Consider the following 17612-nt stretch of genomic DNA (forward strand, 5'->3'; position numbering starts at 1 on the left):
AGATCACGCGGCGGTGGGCCAAGCGGGGAACACGCCCCTCGGCTCCCCATGACCAGCGCACCCAGTCCGCCTACATCTTCGGCGCCATCTGCCCCGAGCGCGGCGTCGGTGCCGCCCTGGTCCTGCCGCGCTGCGACACCCTGGCCATGCAGTGGCACCTGGATGAGATCGCATCCCAGGTGAGGCCGGGAGCCCACGCCGTCCTCATGCTCGATCAAGCGGGACGGCACACCACCGACAAGCTGACCGTGCCGGACAACATCACCATCCTACCTTTGCCGCCCCGCTCGCCGGAACTCAACCCGGTTGAGAACATCTGGCAGTTCATCCGCCAGAACTGGCTCTCCAACCGTGTCTTCGAATCCTACGATCAGATCATCGCTCTGTGCTGCCATGCCTGGAACAAGCTCATCGACCAGCCATGGAAAATCATCTCCATCGGTCGGCGCCAGTGGGCCCATGGGTTTTAATCAATGCAGGTTGGTATAAGTCCCTTCGCATTGGTTCTTTTCCAACCCTTTCATCCCGGCCCATGGCACGGATTGCCCCCTTGACCCGCCTCAAGGCGCGGCGACCGGCGATGGAGCACCATCCGCCGGTCGTTTGCTTCAGGATGCTTGTTCATGGCCACGATTCCGTTGATGGAACCCGTCTACAAGGGCTCGCAGGGGCCGGTGTTCTTCGCCGCCGGCTTCCGCCCGTTCTTCCTGTTCGCCGCCGTGCAGGCGGCGGTGATGCTGCCTTTGTGGCTGCTGGCCTTCGCCGGCATCCTGCCGGTGGGGCCCAACTGGAATCCGGTGGTCTGGCACTCCCACGCCATGGTGTTCGGCTTCGCCGGCGCGGCGGTGGGCGGCTTCCTGCTGACGGCGGTGCCCAACTGGACCAATTCCCATCATGTGTCGGGCAAGCCGCTGATGGCGCTGTTCGCGCTGTGGCTGGCCGGGCGGGTGGCCGTCGCCCTGGCGGGCGTGCTGCCGCCGGTCCTGGTCGCCGTGCTCGATCTCGGCTTCCTGCCGCTGCTGGCCTTCCTGCTGGCCAAGCCGCTGATTCAGGCGGGCAAGTGGCGCAACATCGTCTTCCTGCCCATTCTCGGCGTGCTGTGGCTGGCCGGGCTGTGCGCCCATGTCGAGGCCCTGACCGGCAATCCGGTGGGGCTGAAGGGCGTGACCCTGGGCATCTTCATCCTGCTTCTGATGATCGCCATCGTCGGCGGGCGCATCATTCCGTCCTTCACCCAGAACTGGCTGCGCATGCAGGGCCGTCCCGTGGATGTGGCGCCGGTGGGCTGGATCGAGCAGGGCGGGGCGGGGGGCGTCGTCGCCCTGGCCGGCCTCGCCCAGGTGTTCCTGCCGTCCACGCCGCTGGCCGGGGCGCTGCTGCTGGCCGCCGCCGCCATCCATGCCTGGCGGCTGTCGGGCTGGCACGGGCTCAAGACCGTCTCCAACCCCATCCTGGTCATCCTGCATGTGGGTTATGCCTGGATGGTGCTGGGCTTCGCCCTGCGGGCCTTTCGGCCTTCATGGACGCCCTGCCGCCATCGGCGGCGCTGCACGCGCTGACGGCGGGCTCGGCGGCCACCATGATCATCGCGGTGATGAGCCGCGCCGCCCTGGGCCATGCCGGGCATCCCCTGGTGGTGGCCAAGGCCACCGTGTGGGCCTACGGCCTGATTTCGGCCGGCGCCATGCTCCGCGTCATGGCGCCGGTGATTCCCGACGGCACTACGACGCTGACCATGGTCGGCGGCGTCGTGTGGAGCCTCGGCTGGGTCCTCTACGTCGTGGTCTACTTCCCCATCTGCACCCGGCCGCGCGCCGACGGGCGGCCGGGGTAAGGGGTATTTGGGCTATCGCCCAAGCCGGGCGACGGCTCCACCGGCCGGCAGCCGCAATCCTCGGGCCCCAGCCCGGCGGCGAGGCGGGCGGCCACCGGGGCGAAGAGATCGCGGCCGTGGAAGCTGGCCGACAGACGCTCGGGGCGCCAGACGATCTCCCAGGCGCGGAAGGTCCTGGCACGCCGCGCCAGGATCTCGAACAGGCCGTTGTCGGGACCGAGATAGAGCACGCCGTCCGCCTCGACCACCAGGGCCAGCCGCTCGCCTCCCACTCCGGGATCGATCACCGCCAGCACCACGGACTGGCGGGGAATGCCGGCGGCCAGGGCGGCCAGCAAATAGGCCGACGCCTGGGGATCGAAGCGGGGAGCGTCGGCGATCAGGTTGACCACCGGCTCGGCCGGCAGGGTCTGGCGGATGACCATCTCCATCTGGCCGAGATACGGCCCCTGCGCCCCGAAATCGGTGAAGAAGACGATCATCCGCTTGCCTCATTCCATCATGGGCTGCCGCCCATACCCGCTTGGGGCCTTGGGCCCCAAACCCCATTCATTAAATCAAAATGGGGTCCGGGGCATTCGCCCCGGATGGGCTTGGGCGATAGCCCAAATACCCTTACCCCGGCCGCCCGTCGGCGCGCGGCCGGGTGCAGATGGGGAAGTAGACCACGACGTAGAGGACCCAGCCAAGGCTCCACACGACGCCGCCGACCATGGTCAGCATCATCATGCCGTCGGGAATCACCGGCGCCATGACGCGGAGCATGGCGCCGGCCGAAATCAGGCCGTAGGCCCACACGGTGGCCTTGGCCACCACCAGGGGATGCCCGGCATGGCCCAGGGCGGCGCGGCTCATCACCGCGATGATCATGGTGGCCACCGAGCCCGCCGTCAGCGCATGCAGCGCCGCCGATGGCGGCAGGGCGTCCATGAAGGCCGAAAGGCCCAGCAGGGCGAAGCCCAGCACCATCCAGGCATAACCCACATGCAGGATGACCAGGATGGGGTTGGAGACGGTCTTGAGCCCGTGCCAGCCCGACAGCCGCCAGGCATGGATGGCGGCGGCGGCCAGCAGCAGCGCCCCGGCCAGCGGCGTGGACGGCAGGAACACCTGGGCGAGGCCGGCCAGGGCGACGACGCCCCCCGCCCCGCCCTGCTCGATCCAGCCCACCGGCGCCACATCCACGGGACGGCCCTGCATGCGCAGCCAGTTCTGGGTGAAGGACGGAATGATGCGCCCGCCGACGATGGCGATCATCAGAAGCAGGATGAAGATGCCCAGGGTCACGCCCTTCAGCCCCACCGGATTGCCGGTCAGGGCCTCGACATGGGCGCACAGCCCGGCCAGCCACAGCACGCCGAGAATGGGCAGGAAGACGATGTTGCGCCACTTGCCCGCCTGAATCAGCGGCTTGGCCAGCAGGAAGGCCAGCAGCGGCAGGAAGCCGAGATCGAGCACGGCGACCAGGACCGGCGGCAGCACGCCCGCCAGGGCGACGGCCACCCGCCCGGCCAGCCACAGCGCGAACAGCGCCATCAGCGGCTTGCCCGACACATGATGGGAATTGGTCCAGTTGGGCACCGCCGTCAGCAGGAAGCCGCCCACCGCCGCGCCGGCGAAGCCGAACACCATGGCGTGGGAGTGCCAGACCACCGGATTCCAGTTGGGCCCCACCGGCAGGATGCCGGCGAAGGCCAGCAGCCACAAAGGCAGCATCACCGCCGCCTGCACGGCGGCGAACAGGAAGAACGGGCGGAAGCCGGCGGCGAAGAACACCGGCCCCTGCGAGCCCTTGTAGACGGGTTCCATCAACGGAATCGTGGCCATGAACAAGCATCCTGAAGCAAACGACCGGCGGATGGTGCTCCATCGCCGGTCGCCGCGCCTTGAGGCGGGTCAAGGGGGCAATCCGTGCCATGGGCCGGGATGAAAGGGTTGGAAAAGAACCAATGCGAAGGGACTTATACCAACCTGCATTGATTAAAACCCATGGGCCCACTGGCGCCGACCGATGGAGATGATTTTCCATGGCTGGTCGATGAGCTTGTTCCAGGCATGGCAGCACAGAGCGATGATCTGATCGTAGGATTCGAAGACACGGTTGGAGAGCCAGTTCTGGCGGATGAACTGCCAGATGTTCTCAACCGGGTTGAGTTCCGGCGAGCGGGGCGGCAAAGGTAGGATGGTGATGTTGTCCGGCACGGTCAGCTTGTCGGTGGTGTGCCATCCCGCTTGATCGAGCATGAGGACGGCGTGGGCTCCCGGCCTCACCTGGGATGCGATCTCATCCAGGTGCCACTGCATGGCCAGGGTGTCGCAGCGCGGCAGGACCAGGGCGGCACCGACGCCGCGCTCGGGGCAGATGGCGCCGAAGATGTAGGCGGACTGGGTGCGCTGGTCATGGGGAGCCGAGGGGCGTGTTCCCCGCTTGGCCCACCGCCGCGTGATCTTGTTTTTCTGCCCGACCCTGGCCTCGTCCTGCCACCAGACCTCTACGTCGGTTCCGTGAGGCAGCTTGGCCCGGATCGCCGCCAGCTCGGAGGGGAAACTTTTTTAAAATCCTCGACGGCATCGCCGTTCTGGGCATGATGGCGGGGGCGGGCCGACAGCTTGCGGAAGCCCAGGGCCTTCAGTTCCCGCCCCAGCGTCGTCTCATCCAGCGAGATGCCGAAATCCTCGAAAATCCACAGGGCCAAATCCTTGAGCCGCCAGCGGACGACGCCATCCACCGCCGGGATCGGGCCGCGCTCCACTTTGTCCACCAAGGCCTGGCGTTGGGCGGTGTTCAGTTTCGACACCGGACCAGGAGCCTTGCGGTCGATCAGGCCAACCGGGCCGTGCGTGTTGAACCGAACAACCCAATCCCGGACAATTTGCAGGCCAACCCCGCCCAGCTTGGCCGCCGATCTCCTGCTGCCACCGTCGTAGATTGACGCCAGCGCCAGAAGACGACGCGTCTGGTCAGCATCCCTCGACCGACGAGCAAGAGCCCGAAGGACGGGACCATCATAATCGAGGCGAAGGGGGATCGGCGCTGCCACGGCAAATCTCCGGCTGTTTGCCAGAGTGACTCACATTCTGCCCTTCTTGGGAATCCCCTTCGTGAGTCGCGGTCAGCGCAGGCTGGTATTAGTCCCTTCGCGCATCCCCATTCCTTGTTGCTCATCACCGACGCCGCCACTCCGTTTCGTTGTAGCGGTCACGGGAGTCGGGGAAAAGATGGCGGAGCGGCATGGCTGTGGTGGTGGCGGACGAGCACTTCTTCTCGACGGCCAAGGCCGCAACCATACAGCGTCTCACTGTTGCCCCCCGAAAGTAAGTTATGAATCTGCCTTCTGCTGTTGTTTGGACGCCTGGGCCTGGACAAAGCTCAGGGCAGCCTTTAGCTTCTCCTGATTGTTGAATCTCGCCAGCACCTGCTTTCCAGCTATCTGCTTATGACTATCGGCAAGTTTCCGTTCCTGTTCGGCGGTAATTTTTCCCCACTTTTTTAGCCCCGCACACAATTGAACGGCAGACTCATAGAAGATGACCGCGTTTGACCACTGGGCGTATAACGTGTCCAAATCCAGATGAGATAGGTCACCCTCCTCAAGGAATTTGAGGAACAAATCTATCGCGGCCCTCAATTGAAAAGCCGCCGACATAAACGTGTAGTATGTGGCCGAAACCTCCTGGGGCAGCTTTGCGAGATTTTCTGCGGAAATGGTGAAATCTAAAAGTTCTGCGGCAGCCTCCTTCGCGTATTCCACAAAAAATGCGGCTTTCGCAATTTCAGCTTTATTAGCATCACTACCATCATGAATTATTTGAAATATCGCCGCAATAATTGCGTGAGACACGCCAAATTCAGAGAGCTTTGTTTCATCAAGTTTCTTTAAAAAATAATCTCTGTATGGCATATAAATTTTAGCCACCAAATCAACGCAGGTAACAATGTTTAATACGCGCACAAAGTAGACGTAGGCGAGCCTCCGCTCTTCCTGTCGTTTATTTCTCACAGCAAGACGCGTCTGAACAAAATAATTCAGGCCGGCTGCAATCAGCGCGCCCGCCGTACCGGAGAGCAACATTTGGGTCAGCGATGCGTCAGCCATAGGTTACCAGCGCGAGGTTAGAGCCTGCGGAAAAACTACCGTCTTCTCTCTCGCGAAGAAACCAGAAGCGTTGGCTGGGGGATTTGGGGGAGTAGGGGCGGCCGGCCGCTGGGCCATTTGTCACCCTGAACGCAGCAAAGGGCCTTTCAGGCAGAATCGGTAGCCGTTTCAGGCTGAAAGATGCTTCGCGGTGCTCAGCATGACGATAGGGGGGCACCGGATGGAAGGGGGATGCGCGAAGGGACGAGTCCCTTCGCACTGGTTTTTTGCCCCTCACCCCTCTCCCTGAGGGAGAGGGGTTTCCGGCTACATTCCCCGCACTTCGCCCAGGAAGCGGTCGACGCCGCTGCGCAGGGTTTCGGATTCCCGGGCCAGGCCGGCGGCGGCGGAGAGCAGTTCGCGGGCGGCGATTCCGGCTTCCGAGGCGGTGTGGCTGATGGAGGAGATGTGGCGCGACACTTCCTGGGCGCCGCCCGCCGCCTCGTGGACGTTGCGGGCGATTTCCTGGGTGGCGGCGCCTTGCTGGTCCACCGCCTCGGCGATGGCGGAGGCGATCTCGTCCATGCGGCCGATGGTCTTGCCGATACCCTCGATGGCGCCCACCGCGTCGGCGGTGGTGGACTGGATGGCGGCGATCTGCTGGCCGATCTCGTCGGTGGCCTTGGCGGTCTGGCTGGCCAGATGCTTGACCTCGTTGGCGACGACGGCGAAGCCCTTGCCGGCCTCGCCGGCCCGGGCGGCCTCGATGGTGGCGTTGAGCGCCAGCAGGTTGGTCTGGCCGGCGATGTCGTTGATCAGGCGCACCACCTCGCCGATGCGGTCGGCGGCCTCGGACAGGCCGCGCACCACGGAATCGGTCCGCCGGGCGGCGTCCACGGCGTCCCTGGCGATCTGGGTGCTCTCCTGCACCTGCGAGCCGATGCCGCGGATGGACGCCGAAAGCTCCTCGGCGGCGGCGGCCACCGTCTCGACGTTGGACGAGGTCTGCTGGGCGGCGGCGGCGACGGCCTGGCTCTCCTGCGAGGCCTGATCGATGGAGGTCGCCATGCCGTTGGCGGTGGATTGCATGCGTTCGGCGGATTCGTTGACGGTCACCACGGTGGACTTGACGCCGCGCTCCAGTTCGCCGGCCAGCTTCTCCAGGGTGGAGCGGCGCTCGGCCTCGGCCTGGCGGCGCTGCTCGGCCCGTTCGTCCGACATGCGCTTCATGGCCAGGGAATGCTCGCGGAAAACCTCGGCGGCACGGACCAGATCGCCGATCTCGTCACCCCGTTCGGCGCCCCTGATCTCCACGGCGGTGTCGCCCTCGGCCAGCTTGCGGATGCCGCCGGTGGCGGCGTTCATGCCGGCGACCACGTTGTTGCCGACCCACCACGACACCAGCAGCACCAGCAGCATCACCCCGGCGGCGACGCCGCCCAGCTTGGCGACCTCGGACCGGAAGGCGGCATCGACGTCATCGATGTAGATGCCGGAGCCCACCAGCCAGCCCCATTCCTCGACACCCTTGACGTAGGACACCTTGGGCACCGGCTGGTCGAAGCCGGGCTTGGGCCACAGGTAATCGACGAAGCCGGCCTTGTCCTTGTTGACCACGGTGATCATGGCCTCGAAGAACAGCTTGCCCGCCGGGTCCTTCAGACCCATCAGGTCCTTGCCCGCCATGTCGGGGCGGATGGGGTGGACCACCATCTTGCCGGCCAGGCTGTTGATCCAGAAATACTCGGTCCCGGCATAGCGCATGGCCTTGACCGCCTCGATGGCGGCGGCCTGGGCGGCCTCGGTGGTCATGGTTCCGGTCTTGGCCTGGGCGATGTAATGGGCGATGACGCTGTGGGCGGTCTCCACCACATGCTGGGTCTTCACCTGCCGCGCCGCCATCAGCTCCTCGCGGAGATTGGACAGGTTGATGGCGATGATTGCCCCCATGCCGAACAGGGACAAGACCACGATAAGAAGTATCTTGGCGCGCAGGCGCCAGTTGCTGATTGACATTCGCCGAGTATCCCAAGGCAGCCGTTAAGACGGACCCTCCATCCAATTCTGTTCTATGACAAACGTCTGAACTAGTCAATAAGTCCAAGTGTCAAAATGATATAATCATACCAAAGAAGGCAACCTATGCGGGATGTTGTCAGAACTGAAACTCGCCGGCACAAAAAGTCGGCAAGTCGAGCCTGATCACCCGATCAAATTCGATTTGACGATTTCAGAAAACAAATACTGTTGTATTGAACAACAAACGCCGCCCACCAGAGCCATTCTGGTATGACCAATCGGGAGGGCGCGATCAACATGATCGCCCCTCCCGATCACTTGCGTGGATCAGCAGGCCGGCAGGTCGCTGCTTCCCATGAGATAGGCATCCACGGCGCGGGCGGCCTGACGGCCTTCGCGGATGGCCCAGACCACCAGGCTCTGGCCGCGACGGATGTCGCCGGCGGCGAAGACCTTGGGATTGGAGGTCTGATAGGAGGTGGTGTCGGCCTTGACGTTGCCGCGCGGATCCTTGTCGAGACCCAGCCCGTCCACCAGCCCCTCATGGATGGGATGGACGAAGCCCATGGCCAGCAGCACCAGATCGGCGTCGAGCTTGAACTCGGTGCCGGGGATGGGCTGGAACCTGGAATCCACCTGGACGCAGTCCAGACCGGTGACCTTGCCGCCCTCGCCCGTGAACTTGACGGTATTCACCGACCAGCGGCGCTCGCAGCCCTCGTCATGGGAGGACGAGGTGCGCAGGCGGTTGGGCCACAGCGGCCAGGAGACGCCCTTGTCTTCCTTCTCGGGCGGACGGGGCATGATCTCGATCTGGGTGACCGAGGCGGCGCCGTGGCGGTTGGAGGTGCCGACGCAGTCGGCGCCGGTGTCGCCACCGCCGATCACCACCACCTTCTTGCCCGTGGCCAGGATGTCCTCGGCTCCCACCGCCTCGCCGCCATTGCGGCGGTTCTGCTGGGTGAGGAAATCCATGGCGAAATGCACGCCCTTCAGCTCGCGGCCGGGGACCGGCAGATCGCGGGGCTTTTCCGAACCGCCGGTCAGCACCACCGCGTCGAAGCCGTCCAGCAGGTCCTTGACCGGAAGAGTGACGCCCACATGGGTGTTGCAGCGGATCTCGACGCCCTCGGCCTCCATCTGGGCGACGCGGCGGTCGATGACGTCCTTCTCCAGCTTGAAGTCGGGAATGCCATAGCGCAGCAGGCCGCCCACCTTGGCGTTCTTCTCGAACAGGGTGACGGAATGGCCGGCGCGGGCCAGTTGCTGCGCGGCGGCCATGCCGGCCGGGCCGCCGCCCACCACCGCAACCGTCTTGCCGGTCTCGCGCTTAGGCAGATCGGGCACCAGCCAGCCCTCGGCGAAGGCGCGCTCCACCACCGCATGCTCGATGGTCTTGATGGCCACGGGGCTGTCGGTGATGTTGAGCGTGCACGCCGCCTCGCAGGGCGCGGGGCAGACGCGGCCGGTGAATTCCGGGAAGTTGTTGGTGGAATGCAGGACCTCCGAGGCCTCCTGCCAGCGGTTGCGGTACACCAGATCATTCCAGTCGGGAATGATGTTGTTGACCGGGCAGCCCTGGTGGCAGAAGGGGATGCCGCAATCCATGCAGCGCGCCCCCTGCTTGGCCAGCTCTTCGTCGGTCAGCGGCTTGGTGAACTCGCGGTAGTGCTTCACGCGCTCGGCCGGCGCTTCATAGCCGGGGGTCTGGCGGGCGAATTCCTTGAAACCGGTAGCCTTTCCCATGTCAGCGCCCTCCCCCGACTGCGACCTTGGGTTCCTGGGCCTTCTGCATTTCGAGCAGGGCGCGCCGGTAATCGACCGGCATCACCTTGACGAACTTCGGCATGTAGTACTCCCAGTTCAGCAGGATGTCGTGGGCCCGCTTGGACCCGGTGTAGTGCTGGTGGTTCCTGAGCAGCGCCTGGATGCGCGACGCATCGTCGCGGGTCATGTCGCCCATGACGTCCACCAGGCCGTGGCCTTCCAGGTCGCCGGCCTGGTTCTCGTGCTTGGAATTGGCCTCTTCCTCGGCGGCCACCGGCTCCAGCTCGACCATGGAGAGGTTGCAGCGCTTCTTGAAGTCGCCGGCCTCGTCCAGCACGTAGGCGACGCCGCCCGACATGCCCGCCGCGAAGTTGCGCCCCGTCGGGCCGATGACCAGCACCACGCCGCCGGTCATGTATTCGCAGCCGTGGTCGCCCACGCCCTCGACCACTGCGATGGCGCCCGAGTTGCGCACGGCGAAGCGCTCGCCGGCCACGCCGCGGAAATAGCACTCACCCTCGATGGCGCCGTAGAGCACGGTGTTGCCGACGATGATGTTGTCCTCGGCCGGATAGCTGAAATCCTTGGACGGATAGATGATCACCCGCCCGCCGGAGATGCCCTTGCCCACGTAATCGTTGCCCTCGCCTTCCAGCTCGAGCGTCACGCCCCGGGCCAGGAAGGCGCCGAAGCTCTGGCCGGAGGTGCCGGTCAGCTTGACGTGGATGGTGTCGCCGGGCAGGCCGGCATGGCCGTAACGCTTGGCCACCTCGCCCGACAGCATGGCGCCGACGGTGCGGTTGATGTTGCGCACCGGCTTCTTGATGCGCACCGACACCCGGTCTTCCAGGGCCGGCTTGGCCTCGGCGATCAGCTCGCGGTCCAGGATGTCGACCACGTCATGCTCCTGGGTCTCGCAATGACGCTCGGCCACGCCCGGCTGGGACGGAATGCGGTGGAACACCTTGGAGAAGTCCAGGCCCTTGGCCTTCCAGTGGTCGATGGCCTTGTTGACGTCCAGCAGGTCGGTGCGGCCCGTGAGCTCGGACAGCGAGCGCACGCCCAGCCTGGCCATCCATTCCCGCACTTCCTCGGCGACGAAGAAGAAGTAGTTGATGACGTGCTCGGGCTGGCCGACGAAGCGCTTCCTCAGCTCCGGGTCCTGGGTGGCGACACCCACCGGGCAGGTGTTGAGGTGGCACTTCCTCATCATGATGCAGCCCGCCGCGATCAGCGGCGCGGTGGCGAAGCCGAACTCGTCGGCGCCCAGGAGCGCCGCGATGATCACGTCGCGGCCGGTCCTGAGGCCGCCGTCGGCCTGCACCACGATGCGGCCACGCAGCTGGTTGAGCACCAGGGTCTGGTGGGTCTCGGCCAGGCCGATCTCCCAGGGGCTGCCCGCATGCTTGATGGAGGTCAGCGGCGAGGCGCCGGTGCCGCCGTCGAAGCCCGAGATGGTGACGTGGTCGGCCTTGGCCTTGGACACGCCGGCCGCCACGGTGCCGACGCCGATCTCGGACACCAGCTTGACGGAAATGCGGGCCGCCGGATTGACGTTCTTCAGGTCGTAGATCAGCTGGGCCAGATCTTCGATGGAATAGATGTCGTGATGGGGCGGCGGGCTGATCAGGCCGACGCCGGGGGTGGAGTGACGCACCCGGGCGATGACCTTGTCCACCTTGTGGCCGGGCAGCTGGCCGCCCTCGCCGGGCTTGGCGCCCTGGGCCATCTTGATCTGGATGTCGTCGGCGTTGACCAGATACTCGGCGGTGACGCCGAAGCGGCCCGAGGCCACCTGCTTGATGGCCGAGCGCATGGAATCGCCGTTGGGCAGCGGCACGAAGCGCTCCGCCTCCTCGCCGCCCTCGCCGGTGTTGGACTTGCCGCCGATGCGGTTCATGGCGACCGCCAGGGTCGAGTGGGCCTCATAGGAAATGGAGCCGAACGACATGGCGCCGGTGGCGAAGCGCTTGACGATCTCCTTGGCCGGCTCGACCTCGTCGATGGAAATGCCGTTACCGGCCGGCTTGATCTCGAACAGGCCGCGCAGCGTCAGGAGACGCTTGCTCTGGTCGTCGATGGCCTTGGAGAACTCGCGGAACTTGTCGAGCGAGCCCGAACGCACCGCGTGCTGCATGGAGGCGATGGTCTCGCTGGTCCAGGCATGGTCCTCGCCCCGGAGGCGCACGGCGTATTCGCCGCCCACATCCAGCGCGTTGCGGTAGACCGGGGCGTCGGAATAGGCGATCTGGTGGCGCCGCACGGTTTCCTCGGCGACGCCGGCCAGCGAGATGCCCTCGACCCGGCTGGAGGTGCCGGCGAAGTAGGTGTTGAGGAAGCCCGACGACAGGCCGATGGCGTCGAAGATCTGGGCGCCGCAATAGGACTGGTAGGTGGAGATGCCCATCTTGGCCATCACCTTGAGGATGGCCTTGGCCATGGCCTTGATGTAGCGCTTCTGCACCTCGTAGGAGGACAGCGGCTCGGGCAGGTTGGGGCGCATCTCCTCCAGCGTCTCGAACGCCAGATAGGGATTGATCGCCTCGGCGCCATAGCCGGCCAGCACGCACATGTGATGGATCTCGCGGGCCTCGCCCGTCTCCACCACCAGGCCCGCCTTGGTGCGCAGGCCTTCCCTGATCAGGAAGTGATGCACCGCCGACACCGCCAGCAGCGACGGAATCGGCACGTTGTCCGGCCCCACCGAGCGGTCGGACAGCACGATGATGTTGTAGCCCTCGCTCACCTTGGCCTTGGCCTGGCGGCAGATGCCGGCCACGGCGGCCTCCAGGCCGGCGGCGCCTTCCGAGGCCGGCCAGGTGATGTCGATGGTCACCGACTTGAAGCCGGATCCCGGCAGGGTCTCGATGCGGCGGATCTTCTCCAGGTCCTCGTTGGTGAGGATGGGCTGGCGCACTTCCAGGCGCTTGGCCTGGCCGCCGTCCTGGCCGAGACCCAGCAGGTTGGGGCGCGGGCCGATCAGCGACACCAGGCTCATCACCGATTCCTCGCGGATGGAATCGATGGGCGGGTTGGTCACCTGGGCGAAGCACTGCTTGAAGTAGTTGAACAGCAGCTTCGGCTTGGCCGACAGCACGGCGATGGGCGTGTCGGTGCCCATGGAGCCCACCGCCTCCTGGCCGGTGACGGCCATGGGCTGCATCAGGAACTTGACGTCTTCCTGGGTGTAGCCGAAGGCCTGCTGGCGGTCCAGCAGGGTGGAGGGATCGGGCTTGACCGTCTCGACCGGGATGTCCAGGTCTTCCAGCATGATCTGCGACTGGGCCAGCCACTCGGCGTAGGGCTTGTCGTTGGCCAGCTGGGCCTTGATCTCGGAATCGTCGATGATGCGGCCCTGTTCCAGGTCGATCAGCAGCATCTTGCCGGGCTGCAGGCGCCACTTCTTCTTGATGCGGTCCTCGGCGATGGGCAGCACGCCCATCTCGGAGGCCATCATGAACTTGTCGTCCTTGGTCACCAGATAGCGGGCGGGGCGCAGGCCGTTGCGGTCCAGCGTGGCGCCGATCTGGCGGCCGTCGGTGAAGCACACGGCGGCCGGGCCGTCCCACGGCTCCATCAGGGCGGCGTGGTACTCGTAGAAGGCCTTGCGCTTCTCGTCCATCAGCGGGTTGCCCGACCACGCCTCGGGGACCAGCATCATCATGGCGTGGGCCAGCGGATAGCCGCCCATGACCAGCAGTTCCAGCGCGTTGTCGAAGCAGGCCGAATCCGACTGGCCTTCGGGGATCAGCGGCCACAGCTTGGCCAGATCGTCGCCCAGGACCTTGGATTCCATGGTCTGGCGCCGGGCGTTCATCCAGTTGAGGTTGCCGCGCAGGGTGTTGATCTCGCCGTTGTGGCAGATCATGCGGAAGGGATGGGCCAGCCGCCAGGAGGGGAAGGTGTTGGTGGAGAAGCGCTGGTGCACCATGGCCAGCGCGCTGACCATGCGCTCGTCGGTCAGCTCCTTGTAGAACACGCCCACCTGATCGGCCAGCAGCATGCCCTTGTAGATCAGGGTGCGGGTGGACAGGCTGGGGATATAGAAGTCGCGTTCCGAGCCCTCGGGGGCCTTGTTGAACACCTGCTTGCGGATGACGAACAGCTTGCGCTCGAAGGCCTGCTGGTCGGGACAGTTGGCGCCCTTGCCGATGAACACCATGCGCACCACCGGCACGGTGGGCAGCACCGAGTAGCCGAGCGACGAGGAATCGGTCGGAACGTCGCGCCAGCCCAGCAGCGCCTGCCCCTCGGCCTTGACCAGGGCCTCCACATGGGCTTCGCACGCCTTGCGGATGGTCTCGTCCTGGGGCAGGAACACGCAGCCGGCGCCGTAGGCGCCCTCGGCCGGAAGGGTGATGCCCTGCTTGGCCGCCTCTTCCCGCAGGAAGGCGTCGGGCATCTGGATCAGGATGCCGGCACCGTCGCCCGCCTTGGGATCGGCGCCCACCGCCCCGCGATGGGTGAGATTGACGAGGATCTCCAGGCCATCGCGAACGATGTCGTGCGACTTGCGGTTCTTGATGTCGACGATGAAGCCGACACCGCAGGCGTCGTGTTCGTGGCGCGGGTCATAGAGTCCCTGTGCTTCGGGCAATCCGCTGATCTTCACTTCGTATTCCTTTATGCCGCCCCGCGGCCCCTACCGGCCGCAGAGACTGATGCAACACACCCAAACCGTCACTTGGGCGGGCAGACAGCCCCCCTCCCGATCACCTGCGGCGATCGGCCAAGTTGGACTTCATACGGCATTCCGCACTGTTCGCCAAGAGTAGGTTGCACCCTGCCCGCCGCCCTTGCCCGCGCCAGTGAAATGCGGCCCCTGACGACGGCCGGTTTTCGCAAGGCGCCGCCATAGACTTGAGGGGGCGCATCGGTGCCGTGCGCCCCCTCTTGTAAAATGGCGGATCAATTCCCTCATTCTTTGTCGAGGGGATCATAGACTTCGCCTCCCGGCAACTGGCCGCGAGCCCTTGGAATAGGGTGTTCACCCGATAGGCGCCGAGCAACAATTCCATGCTTTGACAGGGTGCGATTTTGATGGCCTTATTTGATGAATAATATTCAGGCGAGCATGAAGACGGGGATTACACCCGCGCCAGCCCGCCGGATTCAGGTCGCCGCAGGGAGGTGTCCGCATGGGTGACGACTTGATCGTCGAGACCCGCTCCTTGACCAAGGAGTTCAAGGGTTTCGTCGCGGTATCCGACGTCAACCTCAAGGTTCGCCGCCATACCATCCACGCGCTGATCGGCCCCAACGGCGCCGGCAAGACCACCTGCTTCAACCTGGTGACCAAGTTCCTGACCCCAACCAGGGGCCAGATCCTGTTCAACGGCACCGACATCACCCATACCCAGCCGGCCGCCATCGCCCGCCAGGGCATGGTGCGCTCGTTCCAGATCTCGGCGGTGTTCGGCCATCTGACGGTGCTGGAGAACGTGCGCGTCGCGCTGCAGCGCAAACAGGGAAAGTCGTTCCAGTTCTGGCGCTCGGGCGAATGCCTGGACGAGCTGAACGCCCGGGCCGAGGAACTGATCGAGGCGGTGGGCGTCGCCGAATACCGCGACACCCCGGCCGGGGAACTATCCTACGGCCGCAAGAGGGCGCTGGAGATCGCCACCACCCTGGCGCTCGACCCGGAAATGCTGCTGCTGGACGAGCCCATGGCCGGCATGGGCACCGAGGACGTCCGGCGCACCGCCGAGCTGATCCGCCGGGTGGCGGCCAACCGCACCATCCTGATGGTCGAGCACAATCTCAGCGTGGTCGCCGACCTGTCCGACACCATCACGGTGCTGAAGCTGGGCCGGGTACTGGCCGAGGGCACCTACGCCGAGATCACCGACAACCCCGAGGTGGTCGAGGCCTACATGGGCTCGGGCCATGGAGCGGCAGGCCATGGCTGATCCCGAAATCCTCCTCTCGGTCCGGGACCTGCACGCCCATTACGGCGAATCCCACGTGCTGCACGGCATGAGCTTCGACGTGCCCCGGGGCGAGGTGGTGACCCTCTTGGGCCGCAACGGCGTCGGCAAGACCACCACCATGCGCTCCATCATGGGCATCGTCGGCAAGCGCGCCGGATCGGTGAAATACCAGGGCACCGAGACCATCGGCCTCACCTCCAACCGCATCGCGCGCCTCGGCCTCGCCTATTGCCCGGAAGAGCGCGGCATCTTCTCCTCGCTGTCGGTCAGGGAGAACATGGTGCTGCCCCCGGTGATCAAGCCGGGCGGCCTGAGCCTCGACGAGGTCTACGCCCTGTTCCCCCGTCTGCTGGAGCGCGCCTCCAGCCAGGGCACCAAGCTGTCGGGCGGCGAGCAGCAGATGCTGGCCATCGCCCGAATCCTGCGTACCGGCGCCGACATGCTGCTGCTCGACGAACCCACCGAGGGCCTGGCCCCGGTCATCGTCCAGCAGATCGGCGACATCATTCGCACCCTTAGGGAGAAGGGCTTCACCATCCTGCTGGTGGAGCAGAACTTCCACTTCGCCGCCACCGTCGCCGACCGCCACTACGTGGTCGAGCACGGGCAGGTGATCGACATGATCCCCAACGAATCCCTGGCGGCCAACATGGACAAGCTGAAGAGCTATCTCGGCGTTTAATCAACGGGAGGACCCAAACATGGTGATGAAGAGGCTTCTGCTCGGCGCCGCGGCGCTGGCCCTGTCCACCGGCATGGCGCATGCCCAGTACAGCGACGGCAAGGTCAAGATCGGCATCATGACCGATCTGTCGGGCACCTATTCCGACCTGGCCGGAAAGGGCACCATCGTGGCCGCCCAGATGGCCATCGACGATTTCGGCGGCAAGCTGAACGGCCAGACCATCGAGCTGATCTCCGCCGACCACCAGAACAAGGCCGACATCGCGTCGGGCATTGCGCGGAAGTGGTACGACACCGAGCAGGTGGACGTGATCGCCGAGCTGGTGACCACGGCGGCCGCCATCGCGGTGCGCGAGGTGTCCAAGGAGAAGGGCAAGGTCGACCTGGTGTCGGGCGCCGCCTCGACGCCGCTCACCAACGACAAGTGTTCGCCCACCGGCTTCCACTGGACCTACGACACCTACGCCATGGCGGTGGGCACCGGCGACGCGGTGGTGAAGAACGGTGGCAAGACCTGGTTCTTCCTCACCGCCGACTACGCCTTCGGCCACAACCTGCAGGCCCAGACCGAGCGCGTGGTCAAGGCGGGCGGCGGCACGGTCAAGGGCGCGGTGAAGCACCCCTTCCCCAATTCCGACTTCTCGTCCTTCCTGCTGCAGGCCCAGGCCTCGGGCGCCCAGATCATCGGTCTGGCCAATGCCGGCGCCGACACCATCAACGCCATCAAGCAGGCCAAGGAATTCGGCATCACCCAGGCGGGCCAGTCCCTGGCCGGCCTTCTGGTGTTCATCACCGACGTGCATTCGCTGGGCCTGGAAAACGCCCAGGGCATGATGCTGACCACCGGCTTCTACTGGGACATGGATGATCAGACCCGCGCGTGGTCCAAGCGCTGGTCCGAGAAGATGGGCGGCGGCAAGATGCCGTCCATGGTCCATGCCGGCACCTATTCCCAGGTGCTGCACTACCTGAAGGCCGCCGCCAGCGCCAAGACCGACGAGGGCATCAAGGTCGCCGACGAGATGCGCAAGCTGCCGATTCAGGATTTCTTCGCCAAGAACGGCAAGATCCGCGCCGACGGCCGCATGGTCCACGACATGTATCTGGCCCAGGTGAAGAAGCCGTCCGAATCCAAGGGCCCCTGGGACTATTACAAGATCGTCCGCACCATTCCGGGCGACGAGGCCTACCAGCCGCTGTCCGAGAGCACCTGCCCGCTGGTGAAGAAGTAAGAGTGCCCGCAACCGACCTGTCATCCTGACGACCGAAGGGAGGAAGGATCTTTCAGCCTGAGGCGACAAT

Annotated in this window: 11 protein-coding genes and 1 pseudogene; 5 read left to right on the top strand and 7 right to left on the bottom strand. The window is 65.3% G+C overall.

The genetic code is table 11. The features are described 5' to 3' along the window. Both ACV4UZ_RS07850 and ACV4UZ_RS07855 read left to right on the top strand, forming a co-directional pair. On the top strand, nucleotides 1–470 hold a 470-nt coding region (locus ACV4UZ_RS07850; RefSeq protein ID WP_491600340.1), incomplete at its 5' end, for an IS630 family transposase. A 264-nt stretch (nucleotides 471–734) separates the two neighbouring features. Beyond that, nucleotides 735–1834, top strand: a pseudogene (locus tag ACV4UZ_RS07855) (NnrS family protein). Here ACV4UZ_RS07855 and ACV4UZ_RS07860 read toward each other — a convergent pair. The 7 genes from ACV4UZ_RS07860 to gltB form a co-directional block, all read right to left on the bottom strand. Beyond that, a complete protein-coding gene (locus ACV4UZ_RS07860) occupies nucleotides 1786–2316 on the bottom strand; it encodes an SAM-dependent chlorinase/fluorinase (RefSeq protein ID WP_491600341.1) in 531 nt (176 codons plus the stop codon). The pseudogene ACV4UZ_RS07855 and the gene ACV4UZ_RS07860 overlap by 49 nt on opposite strands. A 133-nt stretch (nucleotides 2317–2449) precedes the next feature. After that, nucleotides 2450–3661: an NnrS family protein gene (locus ACV4UZ_RS07865; protein ID WP_491599525.1), complete on the bottom strand. Its 1212-nt coding sequence runs from the start codon at nucleotides 3659–3661 to the stop codon at nucleotides 2450–2452. 153 nt (nucleotides 3662–3814) lie between these two features. Then, nucleotides 3815–4875 (bottom strand): IS630 family transposase gene (locus ACV4UZ_RS07870; RefSeq protein ID WP_491599526.1). Its coding sequence is split into 2 segments (ribosomal slippage): nucleotides 3815–4383 and nucleotides 4383–4875, totalling 1062 coding nucleotides; the frame shifts between segments, so codons are not numbered across the junction. Between the two features lie 279 nt (nucleotides 4876–5154). Continuing rightward, nucleotides 5155–5931 carry a hypothetical protein gene (locus ACV4UZ_RS07875; protein WP_491599527.1) on the bottom strand — a complete coding sequence of 259 codons (777 nt, stop codon included), beginning with the start codon at nucleotides 5929–5931 and terminating at the stop codon, nucleotides 5155–5157. A gap of 306 nt (nucleotides 5932–6237) precedes the next feature. After that, complete coding sequence (locus ACV4UZ_RS07880) at nucleotides 6238–7926, bottom strand: methyl-accepting chemotaxis protein (protein ID WP_491599528.1); 1689 nt, start codon at nucleotides 7924–7926, stop codon at nucleotides 6238–6240. Nucleotides 7927–8256: 330 nt separating this feature from the next. Further along, a complete protein-coding gene (locus ACV4UZ_RS07885) occupies nucleotides 8257–9675 on the bottom strand; it encodes a glutamate synthase subunit beta (protein WP_491600342.1) in 1419 nt (472 codons plus the stop codon). Nucleotide 9676: 1 nt separating this feature from the next. Continuing rightward, on the bottom strand, nucleotides 9677–14293 hold the full coding sequence (gene gltB, locus ACV4UZ_RS07890; RefSeq protein ID WP_491600343.1) for a glutamate synthase large subunit: 4617 nt from the start codon (nucleotides 14291–14293) through the stop codon (nucleotides 9677–9679). A gap of 541 nt (nucleotides 14294–14834) precedes the next feature. Here gltB and ACV4UZ_RS07895 point away from each other — a divergent pair. From ACV4UZ_RS07895 to ACV4UZ_RS07905, 3 genes are read left to right on the top strand one after another with little or no spacing between them, the layout of a single operon-like run. Beyond that, the gene (locus tag ACV4UZ_RS07895) at nucleotides 14835–15605 is read left to right on the top strand and encodes an ABC transporter ATP-binding protein (protein WP_491600344.1); all 771 of its coding nucleotides are present in this window, start codon (nucleotides 14835–14837) and stop codon (nucleotides 15603–15605) included. After that, a complete protein-coding gene (locus tag ACV4UZ_RS07900; RefSeq protein ID WP_491600345.1) occupies nucleotides 15598–16308 on the top strand; it encodes an ABC transporter ATP-binding protein in 711 nt (236 codons plus the stop codon). Before ACV4UZ_RS07895 ends, ACV4UZ_RS07900 begins: the two co-directional genes overlap by 8 nt. Nucleotides 16309–16333: 25 nt before the next feature. Further along, nucleotides 16334–17542: an ABC transporter substrate-binding protein gene (locus ACV4UZ_RS07905; RefSeq protein ID WP_491600346.1), complete on the top strand. Its 1209-nt coding sequence runs from the start codon at nucleotides 16334–16336 to the stop codon at nucleotides 17540–17542. The last annotated feature ends 70 nt before the right edge of the window (nucleotides 17543–17612 follow it).

The organism is Paramagnetospirillum sp. (assembly GCF_058402745.1).

Excerpts from the sequence above, each read along its gene's own strand:
- ACV4UZ_RS07900 (WP_491600345.1), top strand. The coding sequence starts at position 15,598 with ATGGCTGATCCCGAAATCCTCCTCTCGGTCCGGGACCTGCACGCCCAT.
- ACV4UZ_RS07880 (WP_491599528.1), bottom strand. The coding sequence starts at position 7,926 with ATGTCAATCAGCAACTGGCGCCTGCGCGCCAAGATACTTCTTATCGTG.
- ACV4UZ_RS07885 (WP_491600342.1), bottom strand. The coding sequence starts at position 9,675 with ATGGGAAAGGCTACCGGTTTCAAGGAATTCGCCCGCCAGACCCCCGGC.
- ACV4UZ_RS07875 (WP_491599527.1), bottom strand. The coding sequence starts at position 5,931 with ATGGCTGACGCATCGCTGACCCAAATGTTGCTCTCCGGTACGGCGGGC.
- ACV4UZ_RS07895 (WP_491600344.1), top strand. The coding sequence starts at position 14,835 with ATGGGTGACGACTTGATCGTCGAGACCCGCTCCTTGACCAAGGAGTTC.
- ACV4UZ_RS07865 (WP_491599525.1), bottom strand. The coding sequence starts at position 3,661 with ATGGCCACGATTCCGTTGATGGAACCCGTCTACAAGGGCTCGCAGGGG.
- ACV4UZ_RS07905 (WP_491600346.1), top strand. The coding sequence starts at position 16,334 with ATGAAGAGGCTTCTGCTCGGCGCCGCGGCGCTGGCCCTGTCCACCGGC.
- ACV4UZ_RS07860 (WP_491600341.1), bottom strand. The coding sequence starts at position 2,316 with ATGATCGTCTTCTTCACCGATTTCGGGGCGCAGGGGCCGTATCTCGGC.